Annotated in this window: 18 protein-coding genes; 2 read left to right on the plus strand and 16 right to left on the minus strand. The window is 64.8% G+C overall.

Going from position 1 to position 22,490, the window contains the following annotated elements:
* Positions 1–22: 22 nt before the first annotated feature.
* The 9 genes from HPTL_RS00585 to HPTL_RS11345 form a co-directional block, all read right to left on the minus strand.
* Positions 23–1,108, minus strand: a complete 1,086-nt coding sequence (locus HPTL_RS00585) for an RsmB/NOP family class I SAM-dependent RNA methyltransferase (RefSeq protein WP_119334235.1) — start codon at positions 1,106–1,108, stop codon at positions 23–25.
* Positions 1,083–1,643 carry a YqaA family protein gene (locus HPTL_RS00590; protein ID WP_119334236.1) on the minus strand — a complete coding sequence of 187 codons (561 nt, stop codon included), beginning with the start codon at positions 1,641–1,643 and terminating at the stop codon, positions 1,083–1,085. The genes HPTL_RS00585 and HPTL_RS00590 overlap by 26 nt, the downstream gene beginning before the upstream one ends.
* A gap of 24 nt (positions 1,644–1,667) precedes the next feature.
* Entirely contained in the window at positions 1,668–3,524 is a 1,857-nt protein-coding gene (gene sppA / locus HPTL_RS00595; RefSeq protein WP_119334237.1) for a signal peptide peptidase SppA, read from the minus strand.
* 89 nt (positions 3,525–3,613) lie between these two features.
* Positions 3,614–3,952, minus strand: a complete 339-nt coding sequence (locus HPTL_RS00600) for a DUF4351 domain-containing protein (RefSeq protein ID WP_119334238.1) — start codon at positions 3,950–3,952, stop codon at positions 3,614–3,616.
* Positions 3,953–4,005: 53 nt separating this feature from the next.
* Complete coding sequence (trmB, locus tag HPTL_RS00605; protein WP_119334239.1) at positions 4,006–4,737, minus strand: tRNA (guanosine(46)-N7)-methyltransferase TrmB; 732 nt, start codon at positions 4,735–4,737, stop codon at positions 4,006–4,008.
* A gap of 64 nt (positions 4,738–4,801) precedes the next feature.
* On the minus strand, positions 4,802–5,623 hold the full coding sequence (locus tag HPTL_RS00610; RefSeq protein WP_119334240.1) for a thiazole synthase: 822 nt from the start codon (positions 5,621–5,623) through the stop codon (positions 4,802–4,804).
* A 25-nt stretch (positions 5,624–5,648) separates the two neighbouring features.
* The gene (gene thiS / locus HPTL_RS00615; protein WP_119334241.1) at positions 5,649–5,870 is read right to left on the minus strand and encodes a sulfur carrier protein ThiS; all 222 of its coding nucleotides are present in this window, start codon (positions 5,868–5,870) and stop codon (positions 5,649–5,651) included.
* Positions 5,871–6,845: an Rpn family recombination-promoting nuclease/putative transposase gene (locus HPTL_RS00620; RefSeq protein WP_119336003.1), complete on the minus strand. Its 975-nt coding sequence runs from the start codon at positions 6,843–6,845 to the stop codon at positions 5,871–5,873.
* Positions 6,846–7,136: 291 nt separating this feature from the next.
* The gene (locus tag HPTL_RS11345; protein ID WP_197713718.1) at positions 7,137–7,553 is read right to left on the minus strand and encodes a helix-turn-helix domain-containing protein; all 417 of its coding nucleotides are present in this window, start codon (positions 7,551–7,553) and stop codon (positions 7,137–7,139) included.
* A gap of 313 nt (positions 7,554–7,866) precedes the next feature.
* On the opposite strand from HPTL_RS11345, the gene HPTL_RS00630 reads away from it, so the two are divergent.
* Positions 7,867–9,420, plus strand: coding sequence for an ATP-binding protein (locus tag HPTL_RS00630; protein WP_119336004.1), 1,554 nt, complete (start codon positions 7,867–7,869; stop codon positions 9,418–9,420).
* A gap of 69 nt (positions 9,421–9,489) precedes the next feature.
* On the opposite strand, the gene HPTL_RS11520 is transcribed toward HPTL_RS00630, so the two are convergent.
* From HPTL_RS11520 to HPTL_RS00665, 7 genes are all read right to left on the minus strand, one after another.
* Positions 9,490–13,044, minus strand: coding sequence for an EAL domain-containing protein (locus HPTL_RS11520; protein ID WP_170141225.1), 3,555 nt, complete (start codon positions 13,042–13,044; stop codon positions 9,490–9,492).
* A 102-nt stretch (positions 13,045–13,146) separates the two neighbouring features.
* The gene (locus HPTL_RS00640; protein ID WP_119334243.1) at positions 13,147–13,938 is read right to left on the minus strand and encodes an ABC transporter permease; all 792 of its coding nucleotides are present in this window, start codon (positions 13,936–13,938) and stop codon (positions 13,147–13,149) included.
* Complete coding sequence (locus HPTL_RS00645) at positions 13,931–14,998, minus strand: ATP-binding cassette domain-containing protein (protein WP_119334244.1); 1,068 nt, start codon at positions 14,996–14,998, stop codon at positions 13,931–13,933. The genes HPTL_RS00640 and HPTL_RS00645 overlap by 8 nt, the downstream gene beginning before the upstream one ends.
* Before the next feature lie 18 nt (positions 14,999–15,016).
* Positions 15,017–15,748, minus strand: a complete 732-nt coding sequence (locus tag HPTL_RS00650) for an alpha/beta hydrolase (protein ID WP_119334245.1) — start codon at positions 15,746–15,748, stop codon at positions 15,017–15,019.
* Between the two features lie 7 nt (positions 15,749–15,755).
* A complete protein-coding gene (locus HPTL_RS00655) occupies positions 15,756–16,079 on the minus strand; it encodes a (2Fe-2S) ferredoxin domain-containing protein (RefSeq protein WP_119334246.1) in 324 nt (107 codons plus the stop codon).
* Positions 16,080–16,140: 61 nt separating this feature from the next.
* Complete coding sequence (gene gloA, locus HPTL_RS00660) at positions 16,141–16,530, minus strand: lactoylglutathione lyase (RefSeq protein WP_119334247.1); 390 nt, start codon at positions 16,528–16,530, stop codon at positions 16,141–16,143.
* On the minus strand, positions 16,530–21,254 hold the full coding sequence (locus tag HPTL_RS00665) for an EAL domain-containing protein (protein WP_170141226.1): 4,725 nt from the start codon (positions 21,252–21,254) through the stop codon (positions 16,530–16,532). The genes gloA and HPTL_RS00665 overlap by 1 nt, the downstream gene beginning before the upstream one ends.
* 67 nt (positions 21,255–21,321) lie before the next feature.
* Between HPTL_RS00665 and HPTL_RS00670 the strand changes: the two genes are divergently transcribed.
* The gene (locus tag HPTL_RS00670; RefSeq protein WP_197713719.1) at positions 21,322–22,482 is read left to right on the plus strand and encodes a class I SAM-dependent methyltransferase; all 1,161 of its coding nucleotides are present in this window, start codon (positions 21,322–21,324) and stop codon (positions 22,480–22,482) included.
* Positions 22,483–22,490: the final 8 nt, after the last annotated feature.

Consider the following 22,490-nt stretch of genomic DNA (forward strand, 5'->3'; position numbering starts at 1 on the left):
CCAACTGGGTGGTTCCATTTGCTTACGCGTGGGCGTCATCGGCAAGGGTTTGGTGGTGTTTGAAGAGCACCGCGGCAAAGAACCCAGTGAAGCCTTGCGCGGGCAACACGCGGCGGGTATGGCCGAGCTGCGCCGCATGCGCAGGAGTGAGATCTGGGAGACGGCGTGGCGAGCAGGTCGCGGGAATCGCGTCCGACGCAAGTCCCGGTATCGCGCACGGGGGCGACCAGCGGGGGGGTACGACTTCGGCCTCTGGGGCTTCGGCAAGGAGCTGTGCGACCACCCATTCGTTTTCTTCTGGCGCGTAGCTGCAGGTGCTGTAGACGAGCGTACCGCCCGGGGCGAGTGCCTGCCACGCGGCGCGTAGGAGCGCGAGCTGCTTGCGCGCGGCTTCGCGCACCTTGCGCGGTTTCCAGTGCTGCCAGGTGTCGGGGGCCGCAAAACGGATGCGCGCTTCCGACGAACACGGGGCGTCCAAAAGGACGCGCGCGAAGCGCTGCGGCGTTTTGTGCCCGATGGTGCGCCCGTCCGCGAGGTAGGTCTGCGCACAGGTGACCCCCAGCCGCGCCAGTTCCGCGCGGAGTTTGAAGTAGCGCGGTTTCACCGCTTCTACCGCTGCGATGCGTCCGCGGTTGGCGATCGCCGCGGCAATCAGCGCGGTTTTGCCGCCAGGTGCCGCGGCGAGGTCGAGCACTTCTTCTCCCGGCTGCGGATCGAGCAACCAGACGGCCCATTGACTGGAGAGGCTTTGCAGCGTGATCGTGCCGTCCTGAAACGGGGCGCTGTGGGTGAGGGTTGTCCGTGCGTGCGGTTCGGCAACGAAACTCCACGCGGCCAGCGGATGGGGCAGCGGGGCGCCTGCGGCAAAAGCGGGGCGAATCGGCAGCGCGAAGGTTGCGGCGGCGCGGGTCACCGCTTCGCCGTCTGGCTCCGGTTCCCCTTGCGCGGTGCGTAACGGGTTGATTCGCCCGGCAAGCGGTTGCGGTTCCCAAAAGCTCGCCCACCACGCTTCGCGTGCTGCTTCCGGAAGAGTGAGGGCCTCGGTAAGGGCCTCCAGACGCGCGACGAACGGCGCGAGCGGTTCAGGAAAAGAGGCCAAGACCGGCATGGATCACGCCGTAGTAGATGAAAAATCTGGGGATGCGAAAGAGACACGCGGCGGCCACGTGCGTCAAGGGCAGTTGAAGCATTCCCGCCGTCCAGGTGGTGACCGAAAAGGGAAGTGGCGTGGTGGCGCCGAGCACGACCCACCAGAAGCCATATTTGCGCAGCTGCGGCCCGTGCTCGTCACGAAAACGGCCGAAGACGCGGTGGAGCGTCGGAAAGTGTTCGAGCCAGCGGCCGATGAAATAACCTTGGATACCCGCCCAGGCCGAAACCGCTCCGATTCCGAAAACGTAGAGCCACCAGTTGGCTGCCATATGGCTACGGCTGACGACGACGAGCATCGAATCGGGCGGGAAGGGCAGGACGAACGAATCGCCGATCAGGATCACGAGCGCGATCCCAGGGAAACCCAGATGGTTCGCGACCCATTCCGCCGCGGCGACGAGCTCTTTTTGAAAGGCCCAGCCGAGCGCCCCCATGAGCAACAGGAGGCCGACGATCGCGATCACGGTTTTCTTGAGGGTCTCTTCGATCATCTGGGCGGCTCCGATGGATGGCGATCAGGGCGCGACACACAGGCAGTGGGCCCAGACCGGGGGCAGCGCCGTAGTAGGTTCGGTGAGCGAGCGCAACAGCGGCGCAAGCGGGCGCAAGGGGGCAGTGAGCCAGGCAAGCGGTGGTGCCAAAGCGGACGTTTCACTGCCGAAAATAAGGCGACGGACCACTTCGCGCGGCGCAAGTGACGACGTTGGCCAGTGCACTTCTGCGTCCGGGGCGTTGGCGCGTTCGCGGGCGAGCGCGATCGCCGTCTCCAACCCGCCCAGGCGGTCGACCAGCCCAAGCTTTGCCGCAGCGGTGCCCAACCAGACCCGCCCTTCCGCGACCGGCTCGAGCTCCGCTTGCGGAATCCCCCGCCCTTCGCTCACCACGGCAAGGAAACGGCGGTAGGTGTGTCCCACCGAGGCGTCGAGTGCGCGGCGCACCGCATCGGGGAGCGGCCGGCGCGGGTCGAGCGGCGCGGCGAAGGGGCCCGTACGGACGCCATCGGTGGTGAGGTCGAGCTTTTCCATGAGGGGCGCGGCGTTGGGAATGAGCGCGAAGACGCCGATCGACCCGGTGAGCGTCTCGGGGCGGGCGACGATCGCGTCGGCGGCGCTCGCAACCCAGTAGCCTCCCGAGGCGGCAACGCCCGCAAAACTGGCGATCACCGGCTTGCCAGCGTCGCGTACCGCGCGCACTGCGCGGCGGAGCGCTTCGGCAGCAAACGCGCTCCCCCCGGGCGAGTCGATGCGCAGCACCACGGCGCGCACCGTGTCGTCGTCACGGGCCGCTTCGAGTTCGGCCACCAGCCGGTCGCTGCTTGCGGTCGCGTCGTTTCCGTCGTCCATTTCGGTGATCGTCCCTTCGAGCGTGATCACCCGAATTTCGCCATTGCCGTTCGCCAAAAGGCGCTTCGCTTCGTGCGCGGCGTGGTAGCGCTGCCAGGAGACGAAGTCGTGGTCGCGATCGGCGAGCTGGGCTGCGGTCAATACCTGCGTCTGCCAGTCGGTGAATGGAGCAAGGGTATCGACGAGCCCTTGCGCTTTCGCGGCTGCGGCGCCGTCGCCATCGTGCGCGGCCAGGATTTCGTCGAACGCGGCGTGGTAGCGTTCGATTGCTTCTACCGGGCGCTTGCGTGCCGCAGCGATCGCGTCGCGAATCTGGCCCCACAGGCCGAGCATGAGGTCGGTCGCGGCGGCTCGTTCGCGCTCCGACATGTTGGTCCGGGTGAAGGGTTCGACGAACGACTTGTACCGGCCCGCCCGGAAGGCGTGGACGGTGATCCCGACGCGGTCGAGCGCCGCTTTGAAATAGGTGGGTTCCAGCGCCAACCCCGGTAAGAGCACAAATCCTTCGGGGTCGAGCGTCACGGTGTCGGCCACCGACGCGAGGAAATAGCTTTTCTGATCGTAGCGGTCGGCGAACGCGAAGACCGGTTTGCCCGCTTGGCGCAGGCGCCCGAGCGCGTCGCGCAGTTCCGCGAGTTGGGCGTAGCTTGCGCCCGGAAAGCGGCTGAGGTCGAGCGCGACCGCCGCGACGCGCGGGTCTTCAGCGGCGTTATCGAGCGTGGTCAGCAGGGTGCCGAGATGGATCGGCTGCGGATCGTCCCAAAGCGGCAACGGTGTTTCGAGCGACGGGGTTTCGGTAAGCGGTGCGTCGAGCGTGAGCGCGAGCACGAAACGGCTGGGCAGCACCGGCGCTGCGGGCGGCGCGGCGTGCCACGCGAAAAGGAGTGCGACCACTACTGCGACGCCGATTCCGAGTGCGACCGCGCCCAGGACCGCACGCCCGATCCATTCGAGCACCGCGAGAAGGCGCGCGATGAGGCGAATAGGCCAAAGCAGGAGCGCCTTGAAGAGCAAGATGAGTGGTTTCATGCGGCAAATGGCATTATGTGGGTAGAGAAAGGTGGTTGCCGCCGTTGTCGTGTTCGAGGTTCAACGCAGCGGTGGAGAATTTGTGTGCGCTATTCCTCATCGAGCAGCTCTGCCAACGTTTGCGCGTCGAGCACCCGGTCGAGCCAGCGCTCGATCTCCTCGCGGCTTGCGGTGCTCAGGCGCACCTGCACCGCTTCCGGCAGCGGCCCGAAGCGTTTGGTGAGCAGCCGCTGCAAGGTTTGCAGCTCACCGAGGTAGAAACCCTTCTCCTCACCTTGCTGCAACCCCTGCTGCAACCCCTGCTGCAACCCCTGCTGCAACCCCTGCTCCCACCACTCCTTGGTCCAACTCTCGATGCGTTCGGCCAACATCGTATCGACCTCCAGTAAGTCCGAGACGTCAGGCACCTCGACCGTGCCTTTCTCCATTTTACGCCCCGGTGTCGTGCTCTTGGGTCATTGCGGAAACCCCGCCGCGGTCACTACTCAGAGGGTAAGGAATCGACTGGCGCGGCGCGCCGTCGATAGACCAGGTCCCAAACGGGGTGGCCGAGGTTTTGCCCGCGCTGTTCGAATTTGGTGCGCGGCCGCCATGCGGGTCGCGGCTGCGCAAAAGCGCTTGCGGGATAGTCGTTCGTCAGCAGGGGCTCCGCGTCGAGCACTTCGCGCATCCAGTGGGCGTACTCTTCCCAATCGGTGGCGCAGTGCAGATAACCCCCGGGCTTGAGACGCGAAACCATCAGCGCGACAAGCGCCGGTTGCACGATGCGGCGTTTGTGGTGCTGTTTCTTCGGCCACGGGTCGGGGAAGAAGAGGTGGATCGCCGAGAGCGACGATTCGGGGATGACGCGCTCGAGGACTTCGATCGCGTCGTGGCGCAGCACCCGCAGGTTGGTGAGTCCGCGCGCCTCGATCAGTTTGAGGAGGTTACCGACCCCTGGCCCGTGCACTTCGACCGCGAGGAAGTCGATGTCGGGGTTCGCTTCGGCGATCGCAGCGGTAGCATCCCCCATCCCGGAGCCGATTTCGAGGACGACCGGGGCGGTGCGATCAAAGATCGCAGCGAAGTCGAGCGGTGCGTCGGGGTTCCACGCAATGCCCCATTTGGGGTAGAGGGTGGCGAGCGCCTCTTTTTGGCTGGGGGTCATGCGCCCTTGGCGCAAAACGAAGGTGCGAATCGAGCGTTGCGTCAGGCGTTCCGGGGTTTTGGTCATCGTTTCGTCATCTGCGGTAAAGGAAAGACTGCGGTCAGGGGATCAGGGTGCATTCTACCTGCGGTCAGCGCCCGATGAGGCCACTCATCGGGGAGCTGGGGTCGGCGCTGTAGGTTTTGCGGGGCATACGACCTGCCACGTACGCGGCACGGCCTGCTTCCACCGCACGACGCATCGCGTGCGCCATGAGCACAGGGTGCTTCGCGTGCGCGATCGCGGTGTTCATCAGCACCGCGTCGCAGCCGAGCTCCATCGCGATCGCTGCGTCGGACGCAGTGCCGACGCCCGCGTCGACGATCACCGGCACGGTGGCCTGCTCGATGATGAGCCGTAGGTTCCACGGGTTCAAAATTCCCATGCCGGAGCCGATGAGCGACGCAAGCGGCATCACTGCGACGCACCCGATCGTTTCAAGGCGTTTCGCGAGGATGGGATCGTCGGAGCAGTAGGCCATCACGTCGAACCCTTCGGCAACCAATTGTTCCGCCGCCTTGAGGGTTTCGACCATGTTGGGGAAGAGGGTGTTGGGGTCGCCGAGCACTTCGAGTTTGACCAGGTTGTGCCCGTCCAAGAGCTCACGCGCCAAGCGGAGCGTGCGCACCGCTTCTTCCGCAGTGTAGCACCCCGCGGTGTTGGGCAGGATCGTGAACCGTTCGGGCGGCAGAAAGTCGAGCAGGTTCGGTTCGTCCGGGTTTTGCCCCAGGTTGGTGCGGCGGATCGCAACGGTGACGATCTCGGCGCCCGAGGCTTCGACCGCAGCGCGCGTCTCCGCGAAGTCGCGGTATTTGCCGGTGCCGACGATGAGGCGCGAGCGGAATTGGCGTTGTCCCAAAACGAGGGGTTGGTCTACGAATGGAAGCTCGGCTTCAGGGGATTGGGTTCGCATCGGGACTCCTTGACATTCGATGAGGTCAACCGCCACCCACGGCGACGACGATTTCCAAAACGTCACCGTCGTTCAATACGGTGGTCTCATAGGCGCTCTTCGGGACGATCGTGCCGTTACGCTCCACCGCGACGCGCTTGCCCAGCCAGCCGTGGCGGGCAAGGAGGGCCGAAACGGTTGTGCCCGCTGGGACGTGCTGGAGCGTGCCGTTGAGGCGAAGCGTGAGGGTGAGTTCGGTCTTTGTCATTTAGGCAAACACCTCATCAAGTGTTTGCGCGTCGAGCACCCGATCGAGCCACTGTTCGATCTCTTCCCGGGTTGCGGTGCTCAAGCGCACCTGTACCGCTTCCGGCAGCGGCCCGAAGCGTTTCGTCAACAGCCGCTGCAAGGTTTGCAGCTCGCCCAAATAGAGCCCTTCTTCTTTGCCCTCTTCGCGGCCTTGCTGCAACCCCTGCTCCCACCACTCCCTGGTCCAACTCTCGATGCGTTCGGCCAACATCGTATCGACCTCCAGTAAGTCCGAGACGTCAGGTACCTCGACCGTGCCTTTTCCCATTTTACGCCGCAACAGCCGCAGTAACCACCGGGTGAGACTGAAGCGCAGCGGCTTCTGTTCCGGTTCGGCGAGCCACTCGATCAGTTCCTGAACCACACGGCGCATATCCTCGGGGCTACGCGAATGTTCGAGCCGAAAGAGCGCCGCAGCAAGGTTACGCTTGGTGAGCGCCTCGGGCAGATAACGCCCCTCGTCGATCAAGAGGTAGCGCGCTTGTGGCTGCCAGCGTCTGAGCGGCTCAGGCCCGTGCGCGATCAATTCGCCGATCTCCTCGGCGGCGTTCCAGCGGGGCGTGCCGTTATAGAGCACGATCGGCAACACCGGCGGCAACTTCCCCTCAGGCGTCAATTCGTTGCGGCGCACCAGATCCTGATAGAGGAGCCCAAGATAGACGAGCATGCGCAGCGCCATCCAGCGGTCGGGCTGCGCCTGGAACTCCAACAAGAGATAGACATAGAGCCAATGGTTCTCGAAGCGCACCTTCCAGACCATATCCTCGTGGCGCACATCGCCCCTGTCGGAGACGTAACTGGCGTTTACCCGCTCGAGGGTCGAAAAGTCGAGCGTCTGCACCCAAGGCTCGGGAACGAAGCCCACGAGCAGATCGCGCACCATCTCGGGATGGGCAAAAAGGAGCTTGTAGCCAGTGTCGTGTTCTTGGGTCATGGCGCGGTGCACAACAAGAGCAGGCCAGATTCTACGGCAGGTGGCGCGAATGGCACAAGCGGCTGTATTCGTCCAATACCTTTGGCACCCTTTATGGTTTTCCATGAGCCACTGCACCGGCGCCTTGAGGTCGAGGCTGTGGTGTGGCAGCACGGTATTGTAGTCAATGAGCCCGAAGCCAGCGCTTGGAACGCTTCGGCAACCGCTTGGCTGCTCTTTTTGGGAAGCGCCAGCGCAAACGCGCAGCGGCTCACCGGATCGACCAGGGTCAGGATGTAGCGCCGCACGCCGTCATGCACCCGTTCGATCGTGTCCAGCGCCCAGAGGGTCAGCGGCGGCACTTTCAGCCCTTTGGGCTTTCGTGTTTTGCGTACCCGTGGCCGCAGCGGTTTTGCGGGCTCGGGCATCGAGTCGCTTTGGGACGAGACGCATCTTGTCCGGCGCTTCGGCAATGATTCGACCAATGGTCGATACCAAAGGTAGCGTAATGCCTTGTTCCGCACACCACGGTACAAGCAGCCGGTGCAGCCGCTCTTTTCCCAAGTTGGGATAGAGGGTACGCAACTCTCGAATGTGCTTTACCAACTGCGGGTCGCGGTTCTTGCCCCGTTTGCGCTTGGCGATCGGCGGTTTGGGAATGAGCGCCGCAGGGTTATCCCCTGCGGCTTTCAACGCCGCTTTCCAGCGATAGAGCGTGCGACGCGACACGCCAAACGCTTCCTGCGCGGCACTCAGGCCGTGACGCTCCTAAAAGCGCAGTATCCGTAACCGCTCTTGGGCATCTTTCGGTGTCATTTCCCACTTCTGTCCCAATGCCGCCAACCGATAAAAACCTTTGAGCCCATACCCAATGCGTTGTACTTGCAATCTACCACCCCTTACGCAGAAACATGCCAAAGGGGCTTGAACTTATTCAGGTGAGCGGTCTAGCCTGCAAGCTGCCATCTTTTGACGCAGGGTGTTTTCGCTTGCCGTTGCCGTACAATTGCCGGAAGCGCGTTGCGGGGAGAAAGGCCGCGTGATGAACCGGAAAAAACTCCCGATCGGGATTCAAACCTTCGCGAAAATCCGCGAACACGACGCCTACTACTACGTGGACAAGACCCCGTACGCACTTCGTCTCATCGAAAGTGGCACGCATTACTTCCTCTCCCGCCCGCGGCGCTTCGGCAAAAGCCTCTTTCTCGACACGCTTGCGGAACTTTTCGCCGGGAACGAACCGCTTTTTCGCGGGCTTTACATTCATGACCGCTGGGACTGGAATGTGCGCTACCCGGTAGTGCGGCTCAGCTTTGCCGAAGGGCGGCTGCAAACGGCCGCCGCGCTCGACGAACACATCCACGTGCTTTTGAGCGACAACGCCGAACGGCTGGGCATAACCATCGAACCGCCCCCGATGGACACCCACCTGCGCTTCAAGCGGCTCATCGAACGCGCCGCAGAAAAAGCGGGGCAGCGCGTCGTGGTGCTGGTCGACGAATACGACAAACCGATCCTGGACAACCTCACCACGCCAGAGGTTGCGCGCGCGATGCGCGAAGGGCTACGCAACCTCTACTCGGTGATCAAAGGGCAAGATGCTCACATCCGCTTTGCGTTCCTCACGGGCGTCTCCAAATTCAGCAAAGTCTCGATCTTCTCCGGCCTCAACAACCTGCGCGACATCACGGTTTCAGCGGAATACTCCGCGATCTGCGGCTACACCGAGGAAGACCTCGACGCGGTCTTCGCCCCGGAGCTCGAAGGGCTCGATCGCGAACGGATCCGCCACTGGTACAACGGCTACAACTGGCTGGGAGAAGCGGTTTATAACCCCTTCGACCTGCTGCTTCTTTTTCAAGAGCGCGAATTTCGCCCCTACTGGTTCGAAACGGGCACGCCCACCTTTTTGGTCGATGTCCTCATGCAGCGGCGCTTCTTTACCCCGCAGCTTGCGCGCACGCTCGCCTCGGAAGCGCTCCTTTCGGCGTTCGACGTCGACACGATGGCGCCAGAGGCGCTCCTGTGGCAGACCGGGTACCTGACCTTTCACGGACAGCGGCGTATCGGCGCACGCATCGAATACGAACTGGGCTACCCCAACCTGGAAGTCGCCTATAGCCTCAACGATGCGCTGCTCAAAGGGCTGATGGGCGACCCTTCGCTCGCTGAACGGGTAACCCTGAGCGCCTATGAAGCGCTGGTGCGTGGCGAGATTGACGGACTGCGCCAACACCTCGAACGCCTCTACGCCAGCATCCCGCACGACTGGTACCGCAAAAACCCCATCGCCCACTACGAAGGGTACTGGGCCAGCGTCTTCTATAGCCACCTTGCGGCGTTGGGACTCGAACTCATCGCCGAGGACGTCACCCACCACGGCTGCATCGACCTTACCGTGAAGCTTCCGGAGCGCATTTACCTCTTCGAATTCAAAGTGGTCGCAGACGAGCCCGAAGGAGCGGCGCTTGCGCAACTTCGCGCCAAAGGGTACGCCGAAAAGTACCGCGGCCAGGGGGTACCGGTGCATCTTGTGGGGATCGAATTCAGCAAACGCCAGCGTAACGTCGTTGCGGTCGACGCGGTGACCCAATAAGGGCACTTCGACGGAGCAGGGGGCCGCATGGACGGCCAGCGGGGAAAAGGATGAACTCTTTCAAGCCGGTTAGCGCGCCAGCGCCTCCCGGAGCAGCCACGCGAGCAGTTCCTGGCTGGCGGCGCGCCATGCGTTTTGGTCGTTGCGCTCGGCAGCTTCGTGAAGCGCCGCGTGTACCGCATGGATTTCGTGCGCGTCGGGGTAGTAGGTGTTCAAGTAGGCGGTGATTGGGCATTCGGCAAGCGGTTTGAGGCCGAATGCGCCGCGTTCGTGGTTGACTTGCCATTGGTACGCCAGTGCCCCGAGCGGGGTCGTGAGCGGCGCATCGGGGTAGACGCGCAACGGGGCGCGGCGCCATTCGTCGTGCCAGCCGACGAGCTGTTCCGGTGGCATGGGGCGTGCGATGCCGTACCCTTGCGCCACGTGCACACCGACTGCGCGCAACGTTTCGGCAAGGGCTGGGCTTTCCACCCCTTCGGCAATTACCTGCCGTTCGAGCCCTTCGCCGAGCCGTGCCAACGCCCGGATCACGGTGAGGTTGGGGATGGGGTCATGGGCCATCTGGCGAACCAGGATCTGGTCGATCTTGATCACGTCGAACGGCAGTTGCGCAAGCCGCACCAGGCCGCTGTAGCCGGAACCGATGTCGTCGATCGCCAGCTGTACACCGAGTTGCCGTAGCGCCGCGAGCGCTTCGATCGTGTGGTTACCAGCAAGCGGTTGATTTTCGAGGAGCTCCAGCGTGAGGCGTTGCGGCAGGATGGCGTGTGCGGTGAGCGCGGCTTGAACCCAGTGGCTGCATTCGGGGTGGTGGAGTGATGCAAAGTCAAGATTGACGCTCAGGCCGGGCGACACACCAACCTGATCCCAACGCCTGAGCCACGCGAGCCCTTCCGCGAGCACGGTGCGAAAGAGGTGCGGGTAGAGGTCGTCGTGCAGTACGGGAAGAAACTGCGCTGGCGTGAGCGTTTCCGTCCCCAATTGCAAGCGCGCGAGCGCTTCCACTTTGACGAGCCTGCCGGAGGCGAGGTCGACGATCGGCTGCACGGCGATCTGCACGCCGCCGCTCGTCACCGCAGCGCGAATCGCCGCAGCGCGGTCGACGCTGATCGGCGCGGTCTGTAGCGGGTTCATCGTTTCGGTATCGAAATGGGCAAGCGCGTCGTCGCCCGCCCGTTTGAGTGCGTGGAGCCACTGTTGGGCCCAGAGGCTGCTGAACTGGTAGGGGTGGCGTCCGCCGATCAACAGGAGCGTTTCGGGTGTTCCGCGGCGGTCGACGAACGGGACCGCGGCGAAACTCGCCATCTTCGCTTCGATTGCGAGCGCGTGCCACGGCGTGGTGCGCGGGTCGTGGCAGTAGTCGTCGCTCACCGAAATGGTATTGCGAAACCACGCGGTGGCAATCAGGCCTTGCCCTTCGGCGCGACGGCTGTCGAGGCGGGGAACGCGGACAGGGTCGAAGACGGCAAAGAGCGGCGCGAGGTTCATTTTGCCAGAAACCGCGACGAGGTGGAAACGTCCGTCGCTGTCCGGTTGCGCGATCGCCGCGAAGCGGATGCCCGGTAATTTTGCGATCGCATCGCAGAGCGCCTCTTGCCAACTGCTCAAAGAATTGCCGGGTTCCGGGATATCACGCAGCACCAGTGTGAGGTAGGTTGCGCTCGTTTTTTCCATCGCGTCGAGAAAGGTGCGCTCGGCGAACGCGATGCGCAGATGCGCGATGTGCAGGAGGCGAAAGATCTCGCTGCTGCGTAACCCCTGGCGTTGGAGAAAACGCTGCAAGAAGCGTTCACTTTCCGAGTACCCGACGAGCGCCTCGGCGAGACTCAAACCTTCGAGCGCGTGGATCGTTCCCAACAGCGCTGCTTGTTCAGCGATCGCCGAATCCGAGGCTTCAGCGGCAAGCAGCGTGACGAAATGGCGCGCCACAAGCGCACGGTAGTGTGCGAACGCATCCGGGAGTTGGGCAGCCAGCCGTTTGCCGATCGCGGGGTGTTCCGTGATTTCAGAGAGGAGCGTTTCTGTGAACCGTTCCGCCGCGTCCTGAAGCAGTGCGGTATATGCGGCAAGCAGCTGGCGCGCGGCGGGACCGAAGGGGTCATCGATCGTCGGGGCGGTTTCGGTGAACGACGCGTTGGCTTCGCCCGCGATGCGCATCGTCTCTGAGGTCTGACCTTTTTGCGCTTTGAGCGCAAGGAGCGCTTCGTCGGCGCGGCGCAGCAGGGTGTCGAGCTCTTCACCGTGCTGGGGGAAGAGTGCCCAACCGATCCCGTAGCTGATGGGGAGGGTGGTGCCGCCGACTGTGAAGGGTTCTGCGAAATGGCGCAAGAGGCGTTCGCCGAACGCGGTGAGCTCCGCATACGCTCCTTGCGCGGTGAGGCCGGTGAGGAGGATCACGAACTCGTCGCCGCCCAGCCGGGCGACGAAGTCGCTTGTGCGCGTCGCGGCTTTGAGGCGTTCGGCGACGGTGACGAGCAGCGCGTCGCCGACGTCGTGGCCGAAACGGTCGTTCACCGGTTTGAAATCGTTGAGGTCGAAGAGCCCCACCGCAACCCATTCGTTTCGGCGTTCTGCTTGCGCCAGGAGATTGGGGGCGATCGTTTCGAGCGCGTAGCGGTTGGGGCAGTGCGTCAGCGGGTCGGTGCGTGCGAGGCGCTGTTGCGTGACGAGCGCACGCTTGAGTTTTCCGTGGACTACCTGCAGCCGGGTGAGCGCGAAAATGAAGAGGGCAAGGAGCACCCCTTCGACCGTCCAGCGCGGTCTCGCCTCCTGCAGGGTGTGGTCGAGCCAAAGGGGTTCGGCGATGGCGGTGGTGACGCAGTAGGCACCGCGGCAGTGGCGCGCGGAAAGCGTCGATTCCGTCGTCGCTCCTTCGGGGGGGGCAGAGGGTGCAGATTGAGAAGAAGGCGGAGCGGTTGACGAAGCGGAGGGAATCGGCGTGACACGACCCTTTTCGTCGAGCGTTGCGACGACGCGCTGGAAGCGGCGGTCGAAAATGGTGGTGGTGTATAAAAGCGCGGCGTTCTCGACGAGCGTGGGCGCCCGCGCAAAAAGCTGCGCGGCGCGGTAGGGACTGCCGACGTACGCGACGAGTGTCCCGTCCGCCGCGTGGATCGGAAGGCGCATCCCGACCACCGCCTCGTTGAAGCGTGGGGCGAAACGGGGAAGTGTCAGCAGCCCTTCGTGGGCAAGCGGCGCGGTCTCCCCCGGCGTCGCCGCTGGCGCATAGGGCCGAAAGTCGTCGGGCGCGAAGATGGCTTTATGGGGCTGGGCAAAGGTGCTCCAAAGAATCTCTTTGCCATCGGGCGTTTGCACGTTGATCGCGCGCAATTCGGGATGTTCGGCGAGCACGCGGTCGAGCGCCTGCGCGATCGGGGTGGGGATCCGCGCAGGGGCGGTGCCATCGAGGTAGGGGGCAAGGAGCCCCTTGCCGATGAGGGTGAGGTTTTCGAACTGTTCGCGTACGCGCTCGTCGATCGCTGCGCTCTGCGTCGCTGCGGCAACGGCCAAGATTTGCGCGCTGCGCGTCCGCGCGTTTTGCCACCACGCCCATTCGGCGACGGCAAGCAGGGCGAACGCAGCAACAAGGAGCGACCACAGGGCAACGCGCGGGTTTCGCAGCATGAATCCAAAAAAGCACGTGACGATGCCCATTCTACCTGCGTTTTGGGGTTGGGAATCGGCTTGCCGAGGAAAACCCGCGCGAGGGGGGCGGAGTAGGGATCCTCAGGGCAGGAGGCGGCGCGTCAGTCGGCGCAATGCCCAGCGCGTGGGGAGAACGGTCAGAAGCCCCATGAGCACGACTGCCACTGCCAGTGTGGTGAAGGCGGGGGAGCTCCCTGCGGCCAACGGGCGCAGGAGCGCGACCGCGTGGGTGAGCGGCAGCGCCTGCGCGAACGCCACAAGCGGCGCCGGCAACTGCGTGAGGGGAAAAAAGGCGCCGGAGAGGAAAGACATCGGGGTGATGAAGAGGGTGAAGTAGTAGAGGAAGAAGTCGTAACTTTTGGCGAGCGCAACCATCGGCAACGCAAGTGCCGCAAAGGTGAGGCCGGTGAGCGCGACCACGAGGAGGATGAACGGAATCGCGGCAAGCGCGACGAGCCCGGCGGCAGCGGCAACGAGGGTGACCGCACCACCAGCCAGTGTCGCTTTGGTCGCAGCCCAGAGGAGTTCGCCGAGCACGACGTCGGTGAGGGTGAGCGGGGTGGTGAGTACCGCTTCCCACGTTTTCTGCACGTGCATGCGCGAAAACGCGGAATAGAGCGCTTCGAAGCTCGCGGCGTTCATCGTCGCGTACGCGATGATCCCCGGGGCGAGGAAGTTCAGGTACGGTTGGCCGTCGACTTCGGCGATGAGCGCGCCCAACCCAAGCCCGAGGCCGAAGAGGTAGAGGGTTGGGTCGATGAAGTTACCCAAGAGCGACGGCACCATGAGCTTGCGCCAGACCAGCGCGTTGCGCCGCCAGTAGGCAAGCGCGCGGCGGGGGGCGAAGGGAGCGGGGACGGTGGGGTCAGTCATCGCGCAGTTCCCGTCCGGTGAGTTTGAGGAAGAGGTCTTCGAGGTGGCCGCGGCGGATCACTGCGGTGAGCGTGGGGTGGGGTTCGAGGAGCGCAAGCGCCGCTGCGGGGTCGCGTGTGGTGTAGCAAAAGAGGGTTTCGCCTGCGCGCTCGAAGCGCGGTGCTGTGGCGCCGTTCGCTGCAAGGGGGGTGAGGGATTCGGCAAGGCGCCGTTCGAAGGCGTCGATGCCACCCACGGAAGACCAATCGCCGTGGATTTCGAGCACGAAGGGTTCGATTGCGGCGGCAACGAGCGCGTGCGGTGCGCCTTCGGCGACAACGCGACCGGCATCGACGATCACGACACGGTCGGCAAGCCGTTCCGCCTCTTCCAGGTAGTGGGTGGTGAGCAGCATCGCAACGCCCTGTTGCCGCAGCTCGCGCAGCCGTTGCCAGATGAGGTGGCGCGCTTGCGGATCAAGACCCGTGGTGGGTTCGTCGAGGATGAGGAGTTCGGGGTTCGCGACGAGTGCCCGCGCAAGCGAAAGCCGCCGCCGCATGCCCCCCGAAAGCGTCGCGACCGGGGCCGCTGCTTTCCCGGCCAAGCCGACGAACGCAAGGAGCTCGGGGACACGGGCGCGAGCGGTTGCCTCCGGGATGCCGAAGTAGCGGGCGAAGACGATCAGGTTTTCTTCGGCGGTAAAATCAGGGTCGAGGTTGTCGAATTGCGGTACGACGCCCACCCGTTGCCGGGCGGCGACCGCGTCTGCGGGAATGGGGTGCCCCAGGAGGGTCACGTGCCCCGCTTCATACGGGGAGAGGCCGAGCAAGACGCGCAACGCGGTGGTTTTGCCCGCGCCGTTGGGACCGAGCACCGCGACACATTCGCCGGGGTAGACGGCGAAGGTGAGGGCGTCAAGCACGCGGGTGGTGCCGTAATGTTTGACGACGGCAGTCAATGCCGCAAGGGGCGGGTCTGCGTCGGAGGTTGGCGCAGCAGTAGGGTGGGGCGACGGCGCATCGCGTGCGCTGAGCGGGTGTTGGGGCGAACGGTTTGGGGGGAGCGGCGAGCGGGCGGTCATGCGGCGCGGGACGGAAATCTAGACAGGGGGATAGACCGCGAGGGCGTTTTTCACCAGCGTCTTCACCACGTGGAGTTTGCCGTGGAAGAAGTGGTCGGCGCCGGGGACGACCGCGATCGGGCGCGCGGCAGGACGCGCCCAGTCGAGCGCGCGCGCAAGCGGCGCGACGGTATCCTCTTCGCCGTGGATCATCAGGACGGGGAGCGTGGTGGGCAGTTCGGGCGTGGTGTAGACGGTGCCGGAGCCAAGCGCCAGTCCGTGGGGGAGTCCGACCAGCGTGACGTGCCGCAGCGTCAGCGACGGCAATGCCGCACGCCATCGCTCGGGGTCGAGGTTCGGGTTGGCTTCGACCGCGCTCGCCGCTTCACCCAGCAGAATACGCGCGACGCGGGTAGCGACGTACGCGCCGAACGAGAAGCCGCCCAGGTAGAGCACGGGGGGCAGTTCCCAGGTACGGAGGGCCCAGTCGATCAGCGTGAGCAGGTCTTCGGTCTCGCCAACTCCATGGTCGTGTTGGCCGGCGGAGCCGCCAACGCCGCGAAAGTTGGGGCGCAGCGTCACGAGCCCCGCTTCGGCGTGCGCGCGCGCGACCGTGTGGGTGACTTTGTTGGTGTTTGCGCCGCCAAAGAGGGGATGGGGGTGGGCGACGAGCGCCAGCCCCAGCGGGGGTGTTGCGGGGGTATCGACCAGGAGTTCGATCGCCCCGGCGGGGCCAGGTGCGGTGGTTTTTTCGCTTTTGGGGTGTGCCATCGTGCGTTCAGGCTTGCGGGAGCATCAGACGGGCAACGGGGCGGCCGTTCAGGATATGTTCGCTGAGGATTTCGTCGATGTCGCTCTCGTCCAGGTAGGTATACCAGACGCCGTCGGGGTAGACGACGAGCACCGGGCCGAGGTCGCACCGCCCCAGGCACCCGGCTTTGTTGATCCGGACGCCACCGGTGGCGTTGAGTGCGAGCCCAAGCGCTTTGGCGCGGTCGCGCGCGTAGCGCATCATCCCTTCGGCGTCGTGGTTCGCGCAGCAGGTGTCACCAGGGTCGCGTTGGTTGCAGCAGAAAAAAAGGTGGTGGCGGTAGTATGGCATCGGCTCTCCTTCACGTCGCTCGCAAGTGGTGTTTTTCGGCGTGGTCACCCATTCAATGGGGTTATCGATTCTTTTTTTCGATGAATTCGATCTTGTAGCCGTCCGGGTCTTCGACGAATGCGATCACCGTGGTGCCGTGTTTCATCGGGCCGGGTTCGCGGGTGACTTTGCCGCCGAAGGCGCGGACGCGGTCACACGCGGCGTGGATGTCGTCGACTGCGATCGCGATGTGGCCAAAGCCGGTACCCAGATCGTAGTGGTCGACCCCGTAGTTGTAGGTGAGTTCGATCACCGCCTGCTCCGACTCCGGCCCGTAGCCGACGAACGCCAGGGTGAATTTCCCTTCGGGGTAGTCGTTTTGCCGCAACAGTTTCATCCCCAACGCCTGGGTGTAGAACGCGATCGAACGTTCGAGGTCGCCCACGCGGATCATGGTGTGCAGGATGCGCATCAGCAGTTCTCCCGTTTTTCCAGAAAGGTTTGGAATTCGTTCCACGGCATCGGTTTGGCGAAATGGTACCCTTGGATCGCGATCGGCGCAAGGGGTTCGAACCAGACAAGTTGCGCGTGCGATTCCAGCCCTTCGACCACCGCAAGCGCTCCCACCGCACGGGTGAGTTCGAGGATCGCGCGCATGATCTGTTCGCCGGTACCCTGTTGCCCGATGCGGTCGGTGAAGCATTTGTCGATTTTGATCACGTCGGGGCGTAGCGCTTCGAGTCGGCTCAGGTTGGCGTAGCCGGTGCCGAAGTCGTCGATCGCAAGCCGCGCCCCTTTTTCGCGCAGCTGCTTGAGGAACGCCGCGGCGGTGCCCTCCGGGTCCATCGCGAGCGATTCGGTGACTTCGAGGGTGAGGTGGGGCAGCGCCGCTTCGGCCTCTTGCGCCCATCGGGCGAGCGCCGGGTCGCCGAATTGGGCAGGGGAGAGGTTGACCGCGACGCGAAAACCGGGTCGCTGCGCCGCGAGTTGCAGCGCGAGGCGCGCGGCTTCTTGGAGCACCCAGAGTCCGATCGGTCGGATCAGGCCACTTGCTTCGGCAAGGGGGATGAATTCCGCCGCGCTGCGCAAACCTTGGTGCGGATGGCGCCAGCGCAGCAGCGCTTCGGCAGTGGTGACGGTGCGCTCGGGAAGCTGCACGACGGGCTGGAGGAAGAGTTCGAATTCGCCGTTGGCAAGCGCGTGTTCGAGCGCGCGGCGCTGTTCGGCCTCGAAGCGGACTTTGGATTCGATCCGCTCCGAGTAGAAGCGTACCCGGTTCTTGCCGCTCTCTTTTGCCGCGTACATCGCTGCGTCCGCAAGCCGCATCAGGGTTTCGGCGTCTTCGGCGTCGTTGGGAAACGCGGCGACGCCGATGCTCACGGTGACTTGGGCACGGTGGTCCTGGACCACGAAAGGTTGGCGCAGCACGTCGCGGGCGCTTTCGGCGATGCGCTGTGCGGTCGATGCGGTGGCGCTGCCTTCGACGAGGATGAGGAATTCGTCCCCGCCCAGCCGTGCGACGGTGTCGCTTTCCCGGACGCACGTTTTGAGGCGCGCGGCCGTCTCCACCAAGAGGGCGTCGCCGGCGTCGTGGCCGTAGAGGTCGTTCACTTCTTTGAAGCCGTCGAGGTCGAGAAAGAGGAGATAGACCGTTTCGCCTTCGCGGCGGGCGCGGGCGAGCGCCCGGTCGATGCGGTCCCGGGCGAGTGCGCGGTTGGGAAGGCCCGTCAGGGCGTCGAAGTGGGCTTGGCGGTAAATGAGCTTTTCGTTCGCTTTGACGGTGTCGATGTTTTGCCAGATGACGACGTGGAACGTGCCCACGGGGGGTGGGTAGTTTTCGCGGTTGAGGTGCTGCATCACCCAGTGGGTGGAGCCATCGGCGGCGACGATCCGTTTTTCGCACGGCGCGGCGCGCCCTTGGGTGAGGGCCGCCCACTGCTGCGCGTCGGTGAGCGCCGATTCCGGGTGGGTGAATGCGGCAAACGAGCGTCCGACGAGCGTTTCGGCGGTTTGGCCGAGCCATGCGGCAAAGGGGTCGTTCGCGCTGAGGATCGTGCCGTTCGCGTCGAGCAGCGCGATGCCGACGGTGGGATTTTCCCAGACTGCCGCAAGGCGCGCTTGGCCGATCGCCGCCTGTTCGGCGACCCGCTGCGCTTCGGTGACGTCGAGGAGCGTTGCGGCGATCTGTTCGGGCTGGTGGGCGCGCGCGGCGATGCGCACGCCACGCTCTTCGACGATGCGCCAACCGCCTTTGGGGGTGCGCAAGCGGTAGCGCTGCTGCCACGTGGCGCTGTTACGTCGCCATTGGGCGTCGACGGTGGGGCGGGCGTTGGGGTCGATCGCAGCGAGGAAGTGCGACCAGGTGAGCGCTTCCGGGGCGACGCCGAGCCATTCGGCAAGCCGTGGCGACGCGTAGGTGAAGGCGTCGAGCGTTGCCGGGGCCATGAAGAGCGCTTCTTGAAGTGCCGCGGCGATGGTGACGAGTCGCTTTTCGAGTTGTAGTTTGGCGACTTCCGCTTGCTTGAGCGCGGTGGTCTCAAGCAGTTTGAGGACGTAGCCGGCGCGATCGGTATCGGTGGTCCAATGGGTTATGGTCAGCAACCAGTAGCGGGTGCCGTCGTTCAGTTCGACCGATTGGGGTGTTTCGCGCGCCGCGGCAAAGAGCGCGGTGCGGGTTTCGCTCTGCGGCCAGGGGATGCGGTTACGATCGAAGGGGAACGGTTGTCCGATGTGGCGTTCGCTGAGCGCAAAGTGCGTCTCCGCGGCGCGGTTGTAGCGGATGAGCCGCTCCGATTCGTCGAGGACGAGAAGCGGCCCGGTGAGCGCGTTGAGGATCGCTTCCAAGAGTTCGTTGAGCGCGGCCTGTTCGGCAAGACTGCGGTCGAGCCCTTCGTTGAGCGAGCGGAGCTCTTCGTTGCTCGCGTGCAGCTCTTCGTTGCCCGCTTCGAGCTCTTCGTTCGCCGATTGCAGCTCTTCGGTGGTGGTCTGCAGCTCTTCGTAGAGGGCTTGTAGTTCGGCTTGCGCCCGTTCGAGCGCGTCGATGAGCGTTTCGCGCTGTTCTTGTTCGAGAGTCAGGCGGTCGACGGTGCGTTGTAAAACCTTCTCCCGGCGCGTGGCTGGTGCGTCGGTAGCCGCTTCGGCTGCCGGTGCGTTCGCCGAGGAGGCGGTCTCTTCGGTTTGGAGCGGTTCGAAGACGAAGAGCAGGAAAGGGGTTTCTGCTACGTCGAGGCGCGTGGCGTAGAGTTGCACCGCGGGGGCGCCGTCGGCATCGAGGAGCGGAAGGGTTTGTGGCGCGTTGTCGGTAGGGAGCAGCAGTTGGCGCATCACCAGCCGCAACGGCGTGCGCCAACCGTTTGGGATCAGCGCAGGCAGCGTGAAATCGCTTTTGCCCTGCGGCCAGTGAAGAAACGCGCTGCAGTCCCCCAGGATGTGCAACGGGCGTCCCTGTGCGTCGGTGAGGATCGCAGGGGGGGCGTAGCGGGCCAAGAGGGTTTCGTGGAGACGGTGCTGGATTGCCGCTTCGAGCTGCTCTTCTGGGCGCAGTTTGGGGCGCAGCGCTTTGGCGGGTTGCGGCAGGAAGAGCCGCGCGGGAAGCGTGGCACTCAACCAGGTTTTGGGCGTCGGGATTTCATCGCGGCGAAAGATCCGTTGCGGGCCGCTCACCGCTTCGAAGTGTTCGCCGACCTCGGGCGGCAGGGCTTCCGAGCGGCCAAGGAAGAGCAGGCCGCCGGGAACGAGCGCGTAGTGAAACGCTTTCAGGAGCCGCTCGCGGGCTTCGGGTTTGAGGTAGATCAGCAGGTTGCGGCAACTGATGAGGTGAATGTGCAAAAACGGCAGTTCTCGCAACGCGTCGTGACGGGAGAAGACGCATTGGGTGCGAATCCCTTGCTGGACACGCCACAGTGCCCCTTCCCGGACGAAGAAACGTTCGCGCCAGCCGGATGGCAAATGGGCGAGCGCCTCTTCGGGGTAGCGCGCGGCGCGGGCGTGTTGAATTGCCCCTTCGCTGACGTCGGTGCCCAGAATCACGAAATGGCGCTGTTGCCCCAGTTCGGTCAGGCAATCAGTGATGAGGAACGCGAGGGAATAGGCCTCTTCGCCCGTGGCGCAGCCGCAGACCCAGACGCGAAACGGGGTGGTGACGGGTAGCGTCTCCAGTAAGGCTTTGAGTGGGATGCGCAGCGCGGCAAACGCCGCGGGGTCGCGCCAAAACGCGGTGACGCCGATCAAAAGGGTGCGGGCGAGCGCCTCTGCGGCCGTTTCTTGGTGTTCGAGCGCCTCGGCGAAGGTGGCGAGGTCGGGGTAGCCCGAGCGTTGCATCGCGCGCAGGGTTTGGCGCAGCAGGGTTTCGGGCAGGTAAGCGGTGAGGTCGACGCGCAGCAGCGGCGCCACGCGTTCGAGGATGCGGTCGAACGCCGCTTGGTCTTCGGGGGTGAGCGGGGGTTCGGGTTGCGGGGTGGCGCTGGCGTTGGGTGCTTCGTTCTTTTGAACGGGGTTCGGTGGGGCGGGGGCGTTTGGTTGCTGCGCCGCGGCGGGGGGTGTTGCGCCGTTGCCCTGGGCTGCCGCAAGATGGGTGAGCGTTTTGGGGAGGAGCGCAGCCATCGCTTCCGGGGTGTGGGCGGCGGAGTACGCGCTGGTTGCGATCACTGCACGCGGCAATTCGCCGAACTGCGCGCTTTCCGGGGTTTGTACCCAAACGATGCCGCCGGCGCGATGGACCGCAATCGCACCGGCAACGCCGTCGTTGCCCGTTCCCGAGAGCAGGATCTCGAGCGATTTCGCGCCGAAGTGGTGGGCAGCGCTCAAGAGGAGACGGTCAATCGACGGGTGTGGCCCGGGGCGCGGGTAACTGGGGGTGAGGCGCAGCCGTCCGTTACCGAGGATTTCGGCGTCGTGGGTGGCGGGGATGACGTAAACGTGGTCGGGCGCCAGACGCAACGGTGGGGATTGGGGGGAGGCCAGTTGCACCGCGATCGCGGCGCGCGGTTGCAGCAGCTGGGGGAGCAGCGTTTCGTGGTCTGGTGAGACGTGCTGCGCGATACCGTACGCGGTTTTGCCGTCTGGCCGAAACCCGGCAACCAGCGTACGCAGGGGCTCGACCGCGCCGGCTGAAGCGCCGATCACGACGAGTTGCGTGACCTCGAGTTGCGTGACCCGCGGGCGAGATTGGGGCAGGGCAGGCAGAGAACGTTTCATGGGGGCATTTTCCCGAAGTCTGGTTTCATCATAGCAAATCGCGCGCGATTCCGCTAAGATTCGGCGCATGATGCTAAGAGGTGACGCGATGGGGCAGTGGGCGGGGCAGCTGCCTGTCGAGACCGCGGCGCGCAGTGCCGCATTGGCGCAGCGGATCGCAGCGCGGATTGCGGCGGCGGGCGGCTGGGTGCCATTTGCGGATTTCATGCAGTGGGCGCTCTACGAGCCGGAGCTGGGCTATTACGCGCGCCACGACCAAGCGTTCGGACCGCACGGGGACTTTCTCACCGCGCCGGAGATTTCGCCGCTCTTTGGCGCGGTGCTCGCGGACGTGCTGGCGTCCGCGGTGGCGGAAACGGGCTTGGCGGTGGAATTCGGCGCAGGCAGCGGCGCATTGGCAGAGGATCTACTCACCCGGTGGCACGCATTGGGGGTGTTGCCGCAGCGCTACGCGATCGTCGAGGTCTCCGCTGGCTTGGCGGCGCGGCAGGCGGAACGGCTGCAGCCGCTTGCCGAGCGTCTTGGGGTCGAGCTGGTTTGGTGGCAGCGGTTGCCGGAGCGGTTCGCAGCGGCGGTGGTCGCGAACGAGGTGCTCGACGTCTTGCCGGTGCATGTGGTGGGCACACGCGGCGCGGAGACCTTCGAACGTGGCGTGGTGGTCGCCGAATCAGGAACGGAAGCGGCGGCATCGGCCGCACCGCGCTTTGCGTGGGCCGACCGGCCGCTCACGCCTGCGGCGGCATCGGCACTTGCTGGAATCGAATTGCCGCGAAGTGCCGACGGCGAATATCTTTCTGAGGTGGCGCCTGCGGTCCCAGCATGGGTGCGCACCGTCGCCGAGCGCTTGGCGCCGGGTTCGCTGTGGGCGCTGATCGATTATGGGTACGAGCGCGAGATTCTCTACGCGCCGTTTCGTTCCCGCGGGACACTGCAGGGGTATTATCGCCATCGGGTGGTGGAGGATGTGCTGGCGTGGCCGGGCGCGATCGACCTCACCGCGTTCGTCGATTTCACTGCGGTGGTCACGGCGTTGGAAGCAAGCGGCCTCACGGTGCACGAGTGGCGGCGGCAGGGGGATTTTTTATTGCGCCACGGAATCCTGGAGCGGCTCACGGAACGGGCAGAACCCGGTTCGGCGGCGTACGTGCAAGCGGCGCGCGCGGTGCAGCGGCTCATCATGCCGCACGAGATGGGTGAGCTCTTTCAGGTGGTGGTGGCGGGGCGGTAGTCCCCTCT

The sequence above is a fragment of the Hydrogenophilus thermoluteolus genome, assembly GCF_003574215.1.
In the GTDB taxonomy this organism is placed as follows: Bacteria; Pseudomonadota; Gammaproteobacteria; order Burkholderiales; family Rhodocyclaceae; genus Hydrogenophilus; species Hydrogenophilus thermoluteolus.

What these genes read in the sequence shown, in the direction of transcription:
- HPTL_RS00585 (WP_119334235.1), bottom strand. Translation starts at nt 1,108, where the DNA reads ATGCCGGTCTTGGCCTCTTTTCCTGAACCGCTCGCGCCGTTCGTCGCG.
- HPTL_RS00590 (WP_119334236.1), bottom strand. Translation starts at nt 1,643, where the DNA reads ATGATCGAAGAGACCCTCAAGAAAACCGTGATCGCGATCGTCGGCCTC.
- sppA (WP_119334237.1), bottom strand. Translation starts at nt 3,524, where the DNA reads ATGAAACCACTCATCTTGCTCTTCAAGGCGCTCCTGCTTTGGCCTATT.
- HPTL_RS00600 (WP_119334238.1), bottom strand. Translation starts at nt 3,952, where the DNA reads ATGGAGAAAGGCACGGTCGAGGTGCCTGACGTCTCGGACTTACTGGAG.
- trmB (WP_119334239.1), bottom strand. Translation starts at nt 4,737, where the DNA reads ATGACCAAAACCCCGGAACGCCTGACGCAACGCTCGATTCGCACCTTC.
- HPTL_RS00610 (WP_119334240.1), bottom strand. Translation starts at nt 5,623, where the DNA reads ATGCGAACCCAATCCCCTGAAGCCGAGCTTCCATTCGTAGACCAACCC.
- thiS (WP_119334241.1), bottom strand. Translation starts at nt 5,870, where the DNA reads ATGACAAAGACCGAACTCACCCTCACGCTTCGCCTCAACGGCACGCTC.
- HPTL_RS00620 (WP_119336003.1), bottom strand. Translation starts at nt 6,845, where the DNA reads ATGACCCAAGAACACGACACTGGCTACAAGCTCCTTTTTGCCCATCCC.
- HPTL_RS00630 (WP_119336004.1), top strand. Translation starts at nt 7,867, where the DNA reads ATGAACCGGAAAAAACTCCCGATCGGGATTCAAACCTTCGCGAAAATC.
- HPTL_RS11520 (WP_170141225.1), bottom strand. Translation starts at nt 13,044, where the DNA reads ATGCTGCGAAACCCGCGCGTTGCCCTGTGGTCGCTCCTTGTTGCTGCG.
- HPTL_RS00640 (WP_119334243.1), bottom strand. Translation starts at nt 13,938, where the DNA reads ATGACTGACCCCACCGTCCCCGCTCCCTTCGCCCCCCGCCGCGCGCTT.
- HPTL_RS00645 (WP_119334244.1), bottom strand. Translation starts at nt 14,998, where the DNA reads ATGACCGCCCGCTCGCCGCTCCCCCCAAACCGTTCGCCCCAACACCCG.
- HPTL_RS00650 (WP_119334245.1), bottom strand. Translation starts at nt 15,748, where the DNA reads ATGGCACACCCCAAAAGCGAAAAAACCACCGCACCTGGCCCCGCCGGG.
- HPTL_RS00655 (WP_119334246.1), bottom strand. Translation starts at nt 16,079, where the DNA reads ATGCCATACTACCGCCACCACCTTTTTTTCTGCTGCAACCAACGCGAC.
- gloA (WP_119334247.1), bottom strand. Translation starts at nt 16,530, where the DNA reads ATGCGCATCCTGCACACCATGATCCGCGTGGGCGACCTCGAACGTTCG.
- HPTL_RS00665 (WP_170141226.1), bottom strand. Translation starts at nt 21,254, where the DNA reads ATGAAACGTTCTCTGCCTGCCCTGCCCCAATCTCGCCCGCGGGTCACG.
- HPTL_RS00670 (WP_197713719.1), top strand. Translation starts at nt 21,322, where the DNA reads ATGATGCTAAGAGGTGACGCGATGGGGCAGTGGGCGGGGCAGCTGCCT.